Below are 16,911 nucleotides of genomic sequence, written 5' to 3'. Positions count from 1 at the left end.
TACAACAAATTGCGCATAGATAAAAATGGAATAATGCGATTGGTAACCGATAAAAATCAGATAAACTCAATTATTCGACATAAAACAGGTATTATTTCCCAATCATTATGCTTTTACGTTGATGGTTTTTAAATTGAAGCCGACATTTTTGTAAGCAATATAACGCTCTCGTGCTAGCATTTTTAATCGATTTTCAAAGGGCACAAAATCAATGATCTCTCGATACATTGTTGCAAACTCTGGAAATGATTCTTGTAAATTTATCAGTAAGTGGCGGTTGTTATTCCCTTTTTTACCACTCCAAGCTATTTCAACTGGTGAGCCACTAGGCATGCCTTCACCAACTAAATTATGCGGTACAAAACTTGCTGAATCTTGTTGCCATAGGTATTCATCTATCTTTTCAGCTTGTAGCTGATCTTGACAGTTAACAAGGATACGAAATCCTTGTTGCCAACTAGCAATAATTTTTTCACAAGCCAATTTTTCATGGGGTAATAATAGTTTATCAGCAAGCTGCGCTTCATCTTCGATCAGGTAAAATATAACTTTCTTCAACTATTATTACTCCACTTAATGATATCTTTAAATTTTATACTAGAATTTGCTATTACAACAAAAAAATTAACGAGCCTGCCGTAATAAATATTCAACTAATAGGCTAACTGGGCGGCCGGTCGCCCCTTTTTTAGCACCAGATACCCAAGCTGTGCCTGCAATATCAAGGTGAGCCCAATGATAATTTTTAGTAAAACGAGATAAAAAGCAAGCCGCTGTAATGGTTCCACCATCTCGCCCTGCTGAATTGACAATATCGGCGCATGTTGATTTGATTTGCTGTTGAAAATCATCATCTAGCGGTAGCTGCCAAGCTTTATCATTCGATTGATTTGAGGCTGTAACTAACTGTTCAACAAGTTTATTATCATTTCCCATAATGCCAGTATAATGATGACCTAACGCTACAATACAAGCGCCGGTTAAGGTTGCAATATCAATAACACAAGCTGGTTTAAAACGTTCAACAAAAGTTAATACATCACACAATACTAAGCGACCTTCAGCATCAGTATTAATAACTTCAACCGTTTGGCCCGATAATGTTGTTAAAATATCCCCAGGGCGATAAGCGCCAGTACCTGGCATATTCTCACATCCAGCCATAACGCCAATTACGTTAACCGGCAAATTTAATTCTGCAATGGTTTGCATTACGCCATAAACGGTTGCAGCGCCGCACATATCGTATTTCATTTCATCCATGCCAGCAGAAGGTTTAATCGATATTCCACCTGAGTCGAACGTTAACCCTTTACCGACAAAAACGATGGGCTGCGCCTTTTTATCTTTAGCGCCACGATATTCAATTACGGTCATAATTGATTCATTTTGTGAACCTTGCCCAACGGCCAAATACGCATTCATACCTAATTTGGCTAATGCTTTTTCATCATAATAAGAGGCTTTTAAGTTGCTAAACTGCTCGGTTAGTTGTTTCGCGCTATCAGCTAAATATTGCGCATTACATACGTTAGAGGGCTGATTTGCAATTGTTCTTGTTGCCGCAACGCCTTTAGCAATGGCGCTACCATGGGTTAATCCTAACTTAGCTTGCTCTACTAGCGTTTTATCAGTAATCGATAATACGATTTTTTCTGTTTTAATTTTATCAGCTTTAGTGCTTTGGTATTGATCAAAGTGGTAACAATTATAAATAATGCCTTCAATAAAGCGCCTAACAAAACTATATACCTCTGTTTTTGTTAAATTTGGCATTGCAACAGCGATTTGTTTACTATTTAATGCTGTCAGTTGGCTTGCAACACTTTGGCTTATTTTATTAGCGCTATCGACGATATTACTTTTTTTATCACCAATACCGATAAGTAAAACTTTACTTGCTGTAATGTTAGGGAGATTATAAAGGACCAAGGTTTCACCTAATTTTCCATGAAAATCGCCTTTTTTGATTAAACCACTAACGAGATTGTGAGTTAACTGTTCAAATTCTTGTAACGTATCTAATTGCGTTTTATCTTGATAAACAGGTAAAATTAAGCAATCAACTTTTTGTTTAAACACAGCATTATTTTTAATTTCAAAATTCATGAAAAATCCCTTAAATAAATATTTTTATTATTTAGAATGTAATGTCACCATTCTAACGCGTAACAAATTCATATCAACAAAAAATTAATAACGGAAAATAGGATTTCACGTTATAATGAATCAATTTATTTTATGAATTTTACAGTTTGCAGGCTTAATACGTGATTATTCGTCGTTACATCATAAAAGAAACATTCAAAACACAACTAGCCATTTTATTAATCCTATTTATGATCTTTTTCTCACAAAAGCTGATAAGGATCCTCTCTAGTGTGGTTAGTGGTGATGTGCCCAATAATTTAGTTATGCCCCTTTTATTGTTAGGGGTATCGAGTATGGCACAATTGATTTTACCCCTAAGCCTATTTTTAGGTATTTTAGTCGCCTTTGGTCGCTTTTATACAGATAGTGAAATGGTGGCGATGTATGCGTGCGGCGTTAAAAAACGGATCATTTATCAAGTAGTGGTTTTTCTTTCTATTATTACTTGCTGCTTAAGTGCCGCTAATTTGGTTTGGTTTGGGCCATGGTCTAGCGTGCAAGAAGAGCAATTAGTTGAAAACGCTAAACTCAATCCTAGCCTTGCAGGCCTACTTGCGGGGCAATTTCAAACTACCCCCAAAGGTGATTCGGTTATTTACATTGGTCAAGTTGAGCATAGCAATATTAAACAAATTTTTATTGCACAAACTGACCCCGTTAATACTGCTCGCCCATCCGTTATTTTGGCGAATAAAGGTAAAATAGCCAGTGATGTTGAAGGTAACCAAATCATTGTTCTTGATGATGCTAATCGCTATGAAGGGACAGCTCAATTAAGAGATTTTAGAATTTCTCATTTTAATAATTATCAAGCAATTATTAAGCCTAAAACTCAAGTTTTATCAGAAGATGAAGCTAAAGATAAAGTTGAACAGTTATCTTTTGCTGAACTTAGGGAAATTAATACACCAAAATCTAAAGCTGAATATTATTGGCGAGTATCTTTAATCATTTCCGTTCCTTTAATGGCATTTTTAGTTATTCCAATGAGTGCATCAAATCCAAGGCAAGGACGTTTGGCAAGGATCTTACCCGCAATTTTACTCTACTTGGTCTACTTTTTACTTGAAAGCTCGATTAAAGCACATGCCAGTAAAGGCCGAATCGACCCGACTTTTTGGTTTAACTTTGTTAATGGTATTTATTTTTTGATGGCAGTCATTTTTAATATTTGGGATAGCATACCAATGAGAAAGTTTCGTTATCGATATATCCCTAGCCGCTTTGCATCATAAGGACATTTTGTATGCTATCTATTTTAGATCGTTATATAGGTAAAACAATTTTAAGCATGATAGGTATGACGTTATTTTTGCTCGTTAGCCTATCGGGCATTATTCGCTTTATTGATCAATTAAGACGTGTCAAAGCTGATTATGACGCTTTATCTGCTGCATTATATGCATTACTGATGGTGCCTAAAGATTTAGAGGTATTTTTTCCTATTGCCGCCCTACTTGGTTCATTAATTGGCCTTGGCATGCTTGCATCAAAAAGTGAGCTTGTTGTGATGCAAACGTCTGGTTTTAGCCGCTTACATATTATTAAAGCCGTACTAAAAACAGCAATACCACTAGTTTTAATTGTGATGGCGATCGGTGAATGGGTTGCGCCAATAGGTGAGCAAACCGCAAGAAATATGCGCTCAGAAAAAGCCTATGGTGGGTCGCTAATTTCCAACAAAAATAGTATTTGGGCTAAAGATGGCAATGATTACGTTCATATCGGTAAAGTTGAATCCGATAATTCGATTGCTGATATTGATATTTTTTTAGTAAATAGCAATAGTGAATTAGAATCAATTACCCATGCATCGTATGGTAAATTTGAAAATAATGCTTGGCAGCTTGTTCAAGTTGATAAGACAGATCTTACCGATCCAAGCGAAGTGAAAGGCTCGAATTTGCTGTCGATGGAGTGGCATACGACGATAACACCAGATAAACTCAGTATTGTTGCTCAAGATCCTGATTCGCTATCAATATCAGGGCTATATAAATATGCTCAGTACTTAAAATCATCAGAACTTGATTCAAGTAATTACCAGTTACTATTTTGGAAAAAACTATTAAAACCACTGTCGGTTGCGGTAATGATGTTACTTGCCCTATCGTTTATTTTTGGTCCGCTACGTAGCGTTCCGATGGGCGTGCGTGTTATTACTGGTGTCTTTGGTGGCTTCATCTTCTTTGTTGCAGATAGCTTATTTGCACAACTCAGTGTTGTTATGGGCTTGCCGCCCGTATTAGGCGCAATGCTAACAAGTGTTGCCTTCTTGGCTCTTAGTTACTTTTTGTTTAGCCGCAAAACATGATAATTGACTGATTAACTCAATTAAAGGTGATTTTTTCAGCAACTAAAGGAAAAAACAATAATTATAGTTGCAAGGACTGCGCAGCTTAGTATAATGCCAAAGTTTACTCTATTTACCTTCTATGCCTGAGTGGCGAAATCGGTAGACGCAGCGGATTCAAAATCCGCCGCCTTTAAAAGCGTGTCGGTTCGAGTCCGACCTCAGGCACCAAATTTTAAAACCTGCTGCTAGCAGGTTTTTTTATGCGTTAAATATGCCCTACTGAGCTTTATTGATATTAGTTTGTCAACTGAGGTTAACTGAAATTACCTCACATCAAATACAGTTGTGGGTAAAAATGAGGTAAAAGCGGTTCGATTTTGATTTTTACCCACAAATAAATACAAATGACTGATATAAAAGGCGAGCAACAATATACTGATTTAATTTTATTACAGTTAAAATATTAGCTAGTATCAAAAATAAACCTACAAAACTAAATAAAATTTTGTAGGTTTATTTTTGATAATTTACTTGCTGGATTGATTGCTTATACTTTTTAAGAAAATTTATAATAGAAAACTATAAAAGTATAGACCTCATCACCACGGAGGCGCTCATCTCGTCTCCTTGACAAACAACCAATTGCTTATCTTCAGTGCTACGAGCATGTTCGCTAGCGAGCGCTAATGCGGTAAAGTAAGCACAATTGCCAGTGTGACCGATGGTATTATCTAAATGGTACATATGCTTAAGTTTAATTCCTTGCTCATCAAGCTTTGTTGCAATCATCGGCACACTATCAAGCTCAATATGGCTATACCAAACTGTGGTTAATTCCGCTGCCTCTTTTGCGCCCCAAAGTACTCCGTGATGAATGACTTTATCAAGGTCGTGGCCGATTTCAGGGCGATGTAATGTGACTAATTCCACCGATTGCGTTGTAATTGCCTCTTTTGCTTTCTTATCAGAAAGTATACTCTCACCGGCTAATAATAATGCACTAAAGGCTTCGCCTTCTTTTTCTTGCGGCGAATCGAATAAATGCATTGAGACAACAAGCAATAACCCATCAATATCATTATCAATCCATGTATCAATAAGCCAGCTACTTTGTGTCGGTTCAATAAACTCAATACTTACAAAGCGATAAGATGAAAACACGTTTTGCCATAACGCTAGCAGCTGTTTTTGGTCAAGCTCGGTATCTACGCAAAATCGAACATGAATAGGATAATGAATCCAAGGCTCAATAAAAATAGGGCTAATTTGCTTATAAAGGCGTTCAAATAAATTTTTTGCCCGCAAATCAAGTGTTGTAAGTAGCAAATCATCCTCAAAAACTAACTTACTATGAGCCACCGCTTTAGTGCCTTGATAAGGCATTTTAGTTTGGATGGAAACACCTTCCTTTGTTATTTTTTGTGCCGTTCCTTGATACCCTTGCTCAGTATAAAGCGCACTAAAAAGCACATAAAGCGGTTGTTGCCCCGCCAGTGTTAACTCGGCATACCTTGCATCATACTGCTTATTCCAACTAATCGCGTAATCTTGACAATACGTGAGCCAATAAAACCAAAAGCCAGCGACAAAAATCCAACTAACCAGCGGGATAAAAAATACACCACCTAAAAACCAGCCATTTGAGATCGTGTTATCAAGGCTAATAGAGAGCGTAATTGACGCACCGATAATTAAAAATAAAATGAATAATAATGGCCAAACCCACCAACGTGGAAATTGCGGTGCGATCTGTTTTTCGGGAAGTCGCTCAAAATAAATTGCCATCTTACTTTATACCCACGTTTGATAATGAAGAGATAAGCGCGCAGCCACAGCCAGCATGATGACCATCAAGTGCTATCGGTTGGCCCTGATCTTTCATTCGACTATCCCCCTCAATAATAGTGGTAACACCATGCCCTTTACGTGGGCAACTAACTTTATCACCAACACGAGCAACGCCCTTCCCCTTAACCATCATAGTGCTTGATGCAGAAATGACTTGCCCACCATGATCAGTACTGTCTCCAAGTCGAATCACACTGCGCATAATTGCTCCTTATATTTTATTATTAGCGATAAAAGACTATCTACTATCATGTAAATCGCTTTATCGCCGCTTTGATTATTCCAGTCATAGCCACGCTGGATTTTTTCTTTATACGGGAAGTTATCACAAGCCGTTAGGAGTAAACTACTTACGCTTAATAAACTAATCCAAAATAGTCTTTTATTTATCATCTGACCGTGTTGCCCATTGATAAATACGATTTACCCCTGTAATTGTCTCTAATTTATCGTTTCTTAATACCTTAAAAGTGTGCCGACCAGACAGTTTTTCACCGGTTGTTACCTTTTTAGAGTAACGATAACGCGCATACGCATCCGAGTTTTTTATCCAATCAGGAATATTTTCAATATGGTAGGTGATAGAGACATCACGCTCTTTGCCTCCTCCCACACCATTAATAATATCTTTAGTCCCGTCAATCGAATCTATAACCACCCGCCCAAAGCAGAAATTAGTACCGCCAATTCCACTATAAACATATTGACGCCCCAAATCTGTTAGTTGATAGCGATAGAGCGGTTTACCCTCTGTTTCACCCACTTTTTCCTCGGTAAAAAAACCGAGCTGAGTAAAATAACGAAAGTTCTCATTTTCTAATCGATTAAAATACGCTTCTTTTAAACCGCTGTCGTAAGGTAAATCTTCCCCTTCCATATATTTAATGGTGTAGGGATACATCGATAGCGACACGTCACCCACAACCATGCAAATTGCTTTATTGCCGCTTTGATTATTCCAGTCATAGGTCTCTTGAATATCAGTTTTATACGGGTAGTTATCACAAGCCGTTAGGAGTAAACTACTAATTACCATTAAGCCGATCAATAATCGTTTTTTCATTTTATTTAGCCGAACTTGTAGCCCATTGAAAAGTTCTGCTGACCCCCGTAATAGGTTCTAATTTATCATTACGTAATACCCGGTAAGAGTGTATACCGGATAATTGCTCACCAGTTGTCACTTTTTTAGAATAACGAAAACGATTATAGGCATCTGAGTTTTTTACCCAGTCGGGGATATTTTCCACATGATAGCGGATATAAACATCCCGCTCTTTACCCCCTCCCACACCATTAACAATATCTTTAGTACTGTCGATAGAATCCACTACAATCCGCCCAAAACAGAAGTTAGTTTCGCCAAATGTCCAGTCAACATACTTGCGCCCCAAATCTGTTAGCTGATAGCGATAGATTGGTTTACCCTCGGTTTCACCCACTTTTTCCTCAGTAAAAAAACCTAACCCACTAAAAAAATGAAGGCTTTCATTTTTTAGCCGATTAAAATTTGCTTTTTGAGTTTTTGGGGAAAAAGGCAAATTCTCTCCCTCCATATAGTAAATAGTATAGGGGTACATTGATTCAGTAACACGCCCTACCATCATACAAATGGCTTTTTCACCCGTTTGGTTATTCCAATCGTAAATTTCTTGGATATCTGTTTTATACGGATAATTGTCACAGGCAGTTAAAAGCAAACTACTAATTACCATTAAGCCTATCAATAATCGTTTTTTCATTTTATGCTACCTCAATTAATCTTTTTTATAATGATAAGAAAGCAAGTACGGCGTTATCGCCTTACCGTCTTTATCTTTCTGCCCATTTGGCCAGTAATTGACCGAGGTAGTTATCACAGGCGGTTAGCCGTAAAATACTTAAACTCAATAAACTAATCCAAAATAGCCTTTTATTTATCATCTGACCGTGTTGCCCATTGATAAATGCGACTTACGCCTGTAATTGTCTCTAATTTATCGTTTCTTAATACCTTAAACGTGTGCCGACCAGGAAGTTTTTCACCAGTTGTCATCTCTTTAGGATAGCGATAACGCGCATACGCATCCGAGTTTTTTACCCAGTCAGGAATATTTTCAATATGGTAGGTGATAGAGACATCACGCTCTTTGCCTCCTCCCACACCATTAATAATATCTTTAGTCCCGTCAATCGAATCTACAACCACCCGACCAAAGCAGAAGTTGGTCCCATTTTGAAACCAATCAACATACTTGCGCCCCAAATCCGTTAATTGATAGCGATATAGCGGTTTACCCTCTGTTTCACCCACTTCTTCCTCGGTAAAAAAATCAAGCTGAGTAAAATAACGAAAGTTTTCATTTTTCACTCGATTAAAATAAGCGGAACGGCTATTGTAGTTGGAAAAAGGCAAATCTTCCCCTTCCATATATTTAATGGTGTAGGGGTACATCGATAGCGACACGTCCCCCAGCATCATGCAAATCGCTTTATCACCCGTTTGGTTATTCCAATCATAGCCTCGTTGAATTTTTTCTTTATAGGGATAATTGTCACACGCCGTTAACCCTAGAGTGCTTAGCGTTACTAACCCGATAAATAGTAATTTGTTCATTTTTATTACCTTTAATTAACCTTTTTTATAGTGGTAAGAAAGTAAGTATGGTGTTAACTCTTTACCATCTTTGTCAGTAAAACCATTGGGCCAATAGTTAACCGAAATAGTCACTTCATGACCACCAGTAACTTGCCCCAGTTTTTGTTTAATCAAAAACAGCCCCGTTGGGTTATCTGCTAGCTCAGCTTTATTTCCAGGTGGAGTACTATCTACTGGTAAAGTTTCCCCTGTTGTTACCGCCATTAATCTATCCCATAGTAACGCATCATCACTTGGTTCTTTCTCTTCCTTTTTATCGAAACGATACATCTCTTTTTTACTGTCCAACTCCTTTTCTGTTCTAGGAGTAAAGTAATCGGACTCAGCGGATGACGTAATGGCCAATTGTTTATCGCCATATTCGATTTGAAGCGTTGCCGATAGGGTGACGGGCTCAGATATAACCTTTTTCCCAGGTAACATCAGCGACCCACGCATCGTACCGGGGTTAAAATCAGGCGCGGTCTTCGCAGACAATACTTTTTTAATCGTCACCGTTCCTTTAAAGTCTGATTTTTGAGAATTAAAATCAGGTAGCCGCAAATCCAGATAAAGGTCATATTGATTACTCATAAACCCTGATTCACTCTCAAGTAAACAGCGCCCCCCATTGACTGCCAAATAGTAATCTTGCTGCGATAGCTGCATGCAAACTGGCGTTGGCAGGTAGTACGGTGGGTATTTTGAGGCGTGAAAATCAAAGTTGCCCAGCATACTGCGATTGAGCCACTTATCTATCTCATCCCATTCATTGCCATCATTGTAATAAATAGCCGTAATAATCGCCGCACCAATGCTAATAAAAATAAAGGCGATTTGCCCCCACACCGGCACCCCATTTGCAAAAGCGGCTAGCGATGTCACGACACTTAACACACTGCTCGCAACGGCAACCCTTGCCCCGGTGTTACCCTCATTGAGACTCATTATCGACTGAGCAAGTGCCATTGCACTATCAACCACCCCAATAATTTTACCCACCGCGCCGACCGCATCTAGGTATTTATTTAAATAACTATATAAAGTGCTACTGCGGCCTAAAAATAGCTGTAATGAGGAAGACGGTGCAAGCATCATCAGTTTTGCCCCTCGCATCACAAGCTCGGTTGCCGTCACTATCATTGCCGCATAACCGCTCATCACTTTCAGCTGCATAATCGTTTTACTTACTGGGTCTTTGAACGTATCAATCTGCTTTTGCAAACTCCGTAAACCCATTACCTGAAAGTAGAGACTCACCCCACCGAGTACAAAACTCGATGAAGTATCGATAATTTCAATATAACGCTGCTGCCTTGCTCCCCGTACAATTGTCGACAACGTATCAATATCGGTATCATCAAACGGCGTATTATTCATCTCAATAATATTAGGCTTAAGCTCTTTTAAAGTCGCCTTAGCGAAAGCGCCGTTCTGACTTCGCTTCAAAGCATCTTCAAATTTTTGCTGATTTTCCGGATTTTCAAAGGCCATCAACATATTCACCGTCACTTTTTCATTCGCCCCCGCCCCTTGAGGAATATGCCAGCGACCTTGCCTATTTTGCATGACGTTGATAATATTGCCTTTGTTGGTCTTCATCTGCTCATTAAAAAAGAAAGGCGTAAACTCATCCATCTTACTTAAATACTGCTGCAATCCTTTTACCGTCATCGTCACTTGGTATTGCCTTACCCGCTCAATATTATTACCTTTAAATAGGTTGATCACCTTTACAAAATGACTGCGCGCCATTAAGTCGTCAATGTGAACCTGATTACTAACCGCTTTATTGACCCCTTCAAGGCACGTCGCAATCATCTTTTCAGCCAGTATTTTCGTTAAGGTCATATTTTCTTTTAACTCAAGCCCTAAGGTGTCCTTAATCGTATCATTGAGCTCTTTACCGCCAAAACCCGGTATCGAAAAACCAGTGTCAGTATCTGAATTTTGCGATAATGTGCTTGTGTTAGGGGCCTGCGCGGATTCGGACTGCGTTGCGGCAAGCTCAGTATTCCAATAAGTTTTTGCATGCTCGGGGGTTGGCGCCGTTTCAGGTGCGATATCGCCGAGTAAATAAAAATAAATCGACTGCGTATTATTAAATAACAGGCCCCACAATGCCGCATGTAAAGGTAACGTCATCGTACCAATATTATCACTATCAAGGATTATCAAAAATGTGATTAAAAAACTCAAGTGCATATCCGAGCTATTGGGGATAATCTCGTTACGCCAAAAAGGCAGTGTGTTGAGTGCCTTCGGTAGTGAGGCTTTTGTCTCCGCCTTGTCAGTTTGATAATAACTGATATCCTCACCAAACAGCCAAATGAGGTAGTGATAATAGTCTTTTGAGCTATCATCAACATATTTAAATAACGAAGCGTAACCGTCTTTCTCAAGCTGCTCATAATTACCAACCGAGGATTGATTTAAGCGTTTTTTACGCTCATCCCAGGTACGGATAAGTTTTTTATCAGTAATGGTGTCTTTGATGTTTTTTAAATTATAAAACTTAACCACCTTTACGCTATTAACAAAATTGATATCCGGCCCTTTACTCATTTTAGCGTACTGTGCCAGTAATGCCTTTTGCTGTACCTCAGTTAATCTCTCTTCTTCATAATCACCGAGCCCTTGGGTGCCCGATACGCTATTGGCAATTCCTTGTTTGCTAAGCCGCCGACAATATAAATAAGAGGAAAATAAATTTGCCCGCTCTGTGTCAAACGGTTCGATCCCAAGTTTGTCCGCTAATGCATCCTCGCCAATAACGTCAATCACTTTAATTTTATCAATATCCGGCAGCGCATCAATCGGCCTAATTTCGTTAGCTAAAAAATTTAATTCATTATTCGCGCGAGTAAATTGTTGATTATTAAATGCGATGTCGTATTGCTCATCGTCTTTACCTGGCGCATAATTTTGTGATGCGTTATAAAATAAAAACAGGTAAGCCTCATTTTCGCTGTCGTTGATAAATGACGCACGGAGGGCTGCTTTATATTGCTCAATATGGCGGTAGTGATTGCGGGCATAGGCAACTTCAGGAGTAAAATAAGCCAGTGGGTAGCTGTTAATACTTGCGGCTTTCTCTTGATAATACTGGGCAAAGGTATCTCGCCCGCCGCTTTCTTGCATTGCACTGGCCAGTTTACTCTGGGCCGCTTTGCGCTGCTGCTCATAAAGAATATCATGACTGCTATTACGCACTAAATGCGTAAAGGGGCTTAATGCCTGTTTGCTGGTTTCACTTTGCTCGCTAAGCCCCTCAGCAACAGGGCCAAGCCGTTGCCGGCGCTGAATTGCCAGCTCTTCTGCAACACCAAAGCTATCTTCAACCACTAGCGCCGTTAGCTCAGCGGTGCCATACTCTTTATCAAGCTCATATTTACTGACCGTTAAGTCTAATGCGGCGCGGGCATCTGGATTATTTAGCGAGTTAAAATGACTGGCGGTATAAAACGTTTGGTTAAATAAACGTGTTAACGCTGAGGCAGTAGAGCTCAGTAAATCCGTTAATAGTTTGCCTTGTTTGCCAAGCAGCCCTTTGCGCATTGAATTCAGCAGTGGGTTATCACCCAAAGCGGTAGCGCTTTGCTGCGCCCCTTGCTGGCTCTCATCCTCAAAGTAATCACACACACTGCGATTGTCACATTCTAGCTCAAGTAAAAAACGGGCTTTATTTAAAAAGTCACGAAAGACAAAACTCCGCCCTTGCTCCGACACGTTAGTCGCTTTTTGCTGGGTTAAATCAACCTTGCTAAAACGCTGCTCGCGCTCTGAGGCCGTGTTGCGGTAATGTTTGAGGGTTGCTATCGTCCAGCGCACGGGAGTATAGGCAATCCAGGCTTTATCATAGACCCGGTTATCAATGGTGATAAACTGCGCTTTCACATGGTGGTTTGCAGTAACACAGCTTTGCGGAATTTCTTTCGGCCTTGAGCCTTTCACATCCCGAAACTCACGCAGCCGAAATGCCCCACCATGGGTGACTTCATACACCATAATCTCAAGTTTATTGTCGTCGGTGTTACCAATGCGGTTACATAAAATATACACATACCCTTCACGGAGCGTGCGATAGGCATAATGATAGTCCTGCCAACTGGCCGGTTGTGGCTCCCTATCACCGAGTGATACCATGCCTTGCTCCCAAGCCGTTGCTGACTGAAAGGTTTTAGGCACAATCGACTTGCGCACTAAAAATAACGGAAAACCACGACGGCCACACGCGCCGCACTGACCACTGTCAAGCGCCATCTCTTTTTCACTGGCTTCATTGATTAATTTGGGTTCAAAACCGGTTTGTTGCTGTTGCTGTTCTTGATTGTTGTGTCCAACTCCCATACCACCTCACCTTATGACGGATAGACGCGCTAGCCATTTTTGTCAGTCTAACCCTCATCCATTATGCCCATTATCAATAAATCAATTGGATTATTATTGTTTGTTATTTGTTATCTATTATTTGTTGTCTGTTGTCTGTTGTTTACTGCTTGTTACTTATTGTTTGCTTTTTTCTGTTTATTGTTGATTATTTGTTAATGCCTCAAGGGCTTGCCGCTCTTGACTTAATAACTCACCCAGTAGGCCTTGCTTATCCTCATGGTTAATCACCTCATCAATGCAATACGATAAACGCTTGCTCGCTGTTAACTGACCATATTGCAGTGAAAATAAGACGTAGGCTCGCCTATCGCGCGGATTAACCAATTGCGTTGCCTGTGAGTCATAAAAATACCCGATAATCGTCGATAAAAGATGAGGCACTAACGGCTTATCTTGCGCTTCACATAAATCGTGCCAAGTCACCACTAAGCCATAGAGCGTCATTTGATTAAGCAAGTGGTAACGCAAGGTTTGATTCACAAAGCGCAGGGTGAAATCGGACTCATCTAAATAAGACATAGCGTGAAAAACGTGCGCTTCAATATCACTGTCAACAAAGCAGTAACGCGTATCAGCAGGAAGTAACGTCCCAAGATGAGACGCCGGCGCATCATAACTGTGATAAAGCACATCGAGGGTAAATGGCTCATAAAACGGTAAGAAAGCACTGCCGAGTGCGCGCCCTGCTCGCAGGCAAGACTCAAGGAGCTCACCAGCAAGCGCCTCTGGGGGCAATGGGCTAGTGATAAAGCCGCACACGTAGTGTTTACGGGTTAAATGGTCATGTTTAATTTGGGCTAATGACGCTAAAAGTAGTGTCGCATTTAATGGCTCACCGGGCTCTGCCAAGCAAACGAGCAGTGGGCAGCTATCTAAGTTGTGTGCAAGCTCGGGACGCTTAATGACCGCCAATAATTCAGGGGCAACGGTATCTTGTAGGGCGTCGTTATAAAGGGGCGACAGCTCACTCACGACCCCAAGCCTATCAAAAAGTACATAGCGGTAGTGCGTTTTCGTTATCCGGTCATTAAGTTCGGTTTGCAGTACCTGATACACCGTAGATAATTGGGTGAGGATAGCCTCATCGTTCATTACAACTGTTCCTCACAACTGGCACCTAACGGCAGCTCGGGGGCAGGCACACTTAGGGTTGATGGCCCAGCGACGCCAAGGCTTGCAGCTAACGCCTCAACATCGCCGGGTGATATCAGTTTAATGCCATTAGGCTCAATCACAATCGCTGAATCGCCGCAGCTTAACGTGAGTTTGGTGCGAGCCGATACGGTGACGTCATTATTGATACTGGTTAATTTAACGTGTTTATTGCCAGTAAGGTGTAGCTCATCATTTTGCGCCTGAATATCCACTTTCCCTTCAGCAGCAAACAGGGTCATGCCCATTTTACTGGCAAACAGGCTAATGCGATTACCCGCATTGACCATAAATCGTTTAAAGGCGGTGATATCAACGCTTTGTTGCGCAGTATGGATAATATTTTTTCCCGCGGTATGTTGAATGCTGTCAGGGCTCACGGTGGCTATCCCTGCCGGCGCATAGTGTAAGAGTGCCGCCTCACTCAGCTGTTTGATTTTTTCCTCAAGTAGCTGTTGTTGGGTTTGTAAATCAGCGAGGGATGCTTTCGCCGCTTTGGCCTGTTCATTAAGCTTACTCACCATATGAAGCGCTTGCTCAAGCTCACTTATCGGTTTGTCAATATCAAGCACATCACCATCAGCGCGGTATTTGCCCTCAGTTGAAATATAGAGCCCTTTCGCCGCGCGAATCGCGCCCCACTCATCAGTGCGTAGCTCAAAGCCGTGGCCCCGATTTTCTTTTTCACTGTTAACTAAGTGACCGATATTGAGCTGAGTTTTGCCGTATTCGGTAGCAAGTTTTATATGCTCTTGGCCGCGCTTATCATCCATACGCAGTTTATTATTGGCCGGCGTTCTAAGCACATTGCGGTGTTTGTTGGCGGTGGTGACGTGGTCAGGATGGTTACTGTCATGTAAGCTGTGGGCAATATACGGCCTATCGGGATTACCACCCGTGAACGCAATAGCAACCCCAGTACCATCGATTAACGGAAAGTGAAAACCGTAAGTATCACCCGCATAGGGCTTTGCCAGCCTGACCCATAAACTTTCTTCACCGCTGCGCCAGGTTTTTAAGTCAAAATCAAATTTGACCCGGTAACGGCCTTGGGTGTCAATATAGCCATAGGTGTCATTATCAGGACTGGTTACTCGTGCAGGTAGTGTGCCCCTGACTTGTGGCCAAGGCAGGGGCTGTGGGCGATACGGCTTTAATACGTTGTAGGGAATAGCAGTAAATTGTATTTCATACGACTTACTGCGGTCACCGTAGGACTCAGTCGATAAGATAACAATCCCTTCACTAATCCCGTTCATCGGGCTACCGGTGACAATGATGCGTTGCCCAGCGGTTAAGTGGTAGTCATTACATTTACCGCTGATAATAATTTGGTCACTAATGTGCTGCTGATGGCGGATAGCGGCATACCAACTGCCGCTTTCAATAATACTGATATCACCTTTGCTTTTAAAGTGCTCACCATAACGGTAGTTGGTGCCTGAGGTGGTGGTCACTTTCGGCTGGCTGTTAACCAGCGAGTACATATCAGTTTGTGCCTGACGGTAGTTATCGTCTTGCACCATCACTTGACGTGGCACACTGTGACTTTGAAACTGTAAATCCCACACACTATCACGGGCTTTATCAACCATGCCACTTGGCAAGGTGTAAGCAATGCTCCCTGCATCGTCAAAACCTTGCTCGTAATCACTGAGTACCAGCACATCGCAGTTGTGTTCGCTATGGCTTTCAAAGCGAAACCATATGCCAACATCGGCAAGTAACCGCTGAATAAACGCAAGGTCGCTCTCTTGCCACTGGGTAATAAACTCGCGCGCTGGGTAGCTGTCTTTAAGCTCTAAGCGGTAATCAACGCCGGTAAAACCATGCCGGCGCAGCACCTCTTCAACCACGCTAACCACGCTTTGGTTTTGGTAAATCGCGCTGTAATGGTCGCTTGCAAACAGGGCCAGCCGTGGCTGCAAGACCACCTGATAATGCGCTTCATCTATACCCACCGATAACTGACTAAACTCGGTAACAACGCCATATAAGGTGCGGTTTATTGCTGGTTTATCAAGGGAGCTGATTTGCGTGACTTGCGGGGTAATATTGGGGGCTAAAAAGGTAAAACGGGCGGGCTGACTAAGGACACTGTCAATAGCAATGTGTTTATCAACGCTGGTGAAGGTTATCGTATAACGCCATGGCTGATTAAGCTGTTCATCACCTTGGAGAGATAAAACTGAAAGCGGCACCGCTTGGTCTGCAAGCGAAAGGAGATAATGATTGTGTTGCTGACCGGTAATTTTATCTATTAAGGTACTTACCATGGTAAGACTCCATTCATCCGATTACGTTCGTTTTAATTGATTTTTTTAGTCGATAACGGTTACTATTATAAATTATATTTAGCTAAAATTTAACAGTTATCTTTATATTTGCTATATGCAACCATTGTTAAAAAAATGAAAGATATTTCTGAAAAGTTTTATACTCTTTCCGCAAAAAT

Annotated in this window: 12 protein-coding genes and 1 tRNA gene; 3 read left to right on the top strand and 10 right to left on the bottom strand. The window is 40.9% G+C overall.

Annotation, left to right across the window (positions count from 1 at the left end; translation table 11 throughout):
- Nucleotides 1-105: 105 nt before the first annotated feature.
- Together RHO14_07480 and RHO14_07475 are read right to left on the bottom strand one after the other, a co-directional pair.
- Entirely contained in the window at nt 106-558 is a 453-nt protein-coding gene (locus tag RHO14_07480; GenBank protein ID WVD70194.1) for a DNA polymerase III subunit chi, read from the bottom strand.
- 66 nt (nt 559-624) lie between these two features.
- Entirely contained in the window at nt 625-2,109 is a 1,485-nt protein-coding gene (locus RHO14_07475) for a leucyl aminopeptidase (protein WVD70193.1), read from the bottom strand.
- Between the two features lie 161 nt (nt 2,110-2,270).
- On the opposite strand from RHO14_07475, the gene lptF reads away from it, so the two are divergent.
- From lptF to RHO14_07460, 3 genes are all read left to right on the top strand, one after another.
- Nucleotides 2,271-3,386, top strand: coding sequence for an LPS export ABC transporter permease LptF (lptF, locus tag RHO14_07470; protein WVD70192.1), 1,116 nt, complete (start codon nt 2,271-2,273; stop codon nt 3,384-3,386).
- Between the two features lie 11 nt (nt 3,387-3,397).
- On the top strand, nt 3,398-4,465 hold the full coding sequence (lptG, locus tag RHO14_07465) for an LPS export ABC transporter permease LptG (protein ID WVD70191.1): 1,068 nt from the start codon (nt 3,398-3,400) through the stop codon (nt 4,463-4,465).
- A 123-nt stretch (nt 4,466-4,588) separates the two neighbouring features.
- Nucleotides 4,589-4,675, top strand: a tRNA-Leu gene (locus tag RHO14_07460).
- 351 nt (nt 4,676-5,026) lie between these two features.
- Here the strand turns inward: RHO14_07460 and RHO14_07455 are convergent.
- The 8 genes from RHO14_07455 to vgrG form a co-directional block, all read right to left on the bottom strand.
- The gene (locus RHO14_07455; protein ID WVD70190.1) at nt 5,027-6,232 is read right to left on the bottom strand and encodes a hypothetical protein; all 1,206 of its coding nucleotides are present in this window, start codon (nt 6,230-6,232) and stop codon (nt 5,027-5,029) included.
- A 1-nt stretch (nt 6,233) separates the two neighbouring features.
- Nucleotides 6,234-6,497, bottom strand: a complete 264-nt coding sequence (locus RHO14_07450; protein ID WVD70189.1) for a PAAR domain-containing protein — start codon at nt 6,495-6,497, stop codon at nt 6,234-6,236.
- Nucleotides 6,498-6,677: 180 nt separating this feature from the next.
- Nucleotides 6,678-7,358, bottom strand: a complete 681-nt coding sequence (locus RHO14_07445) for a hypothetical protein (protein ID WVD70188.1) — start codon at nt 7,356-7,358, stop codon at nt 6,678-6,680.
- A 1-nt stretch (nt 7,359) separates the two neighbouring features.
- Entirely contained in the window at nt 7,360-8,037 is a 678-nt protein-coding gene (locus tag RHO14_07440) for a hypothetical protein (protein WVD70187.1), read from the bottom strand.
- A gap of 170 nt (nt 8,038-8,207) precedes the next feature.
- Nucleotides 8,208-8,891 (bottom strand): hypothetical protein, encoded by a 684-nt coding sequence (locus RHO14_07435; GenBank protein WVD70186.1) that lies wholly within the window; start codon nt 8,889-8,891, stop codon nt 8,208-8,210.
- 15 nt (nt 8,892-8,906) lie between these two features.
- Nucleotides 8,907-13,262, bottom strand: a complete 4,356-nt coding sequence (locus RHO14_07430) for a hypothetical protein (GenBank protein ID WVD70185.1) — start codon at nt 13,260-13,262, stop codon at nt 8,907-8,909.
- 177 nt (nt 13,263-13,439) lie between these two features.
- Nucleotides 13,440-14,396 carry a hypothetical protein gene (locus RHO14_07425; GenBank protein WVD70184.1) on the bottom strand — a complete coding sequence of 319 codons (957 nt, stop codon included), beginning with the start codon at nt 14,394-14,396 and terminating at the stop codon, nt 13,440-13,442.
- On the bottom strand, nt 14,396-16,732 hold the full coding sequence (vgrG, locus tag RHO14_07420; protein ID WVD70183.1) for a type VI secretion system tip protein VgrG: 2,337 nt from the start codon (nt 16,730-16,732) through the stop codon (nt 14,396-14,398). The genes RHO14_07425 and vgrG overlap by 1 nt, the downstream gene beginning before the upstream one ends.
- Nucleotides 16,733-16,911: the final 179 nt, after the last annotated feature.

It is taken from the genome of Orbaceae bacterium lpD04, assembly GCA_036251935.1.
Taxonomy (GTDB): domain Bacteria; phylum Pseudomonadota; class Gammaproteobacteria; order Enterobacterales; family Orbaceae; genus Orbus; species Orbus wheelerorum.
The sequence above is the reverse complement of the archived record's forward strand: the minus strand, read 5'-3'. Positions and strand labels throughout refer to the sequence as shown.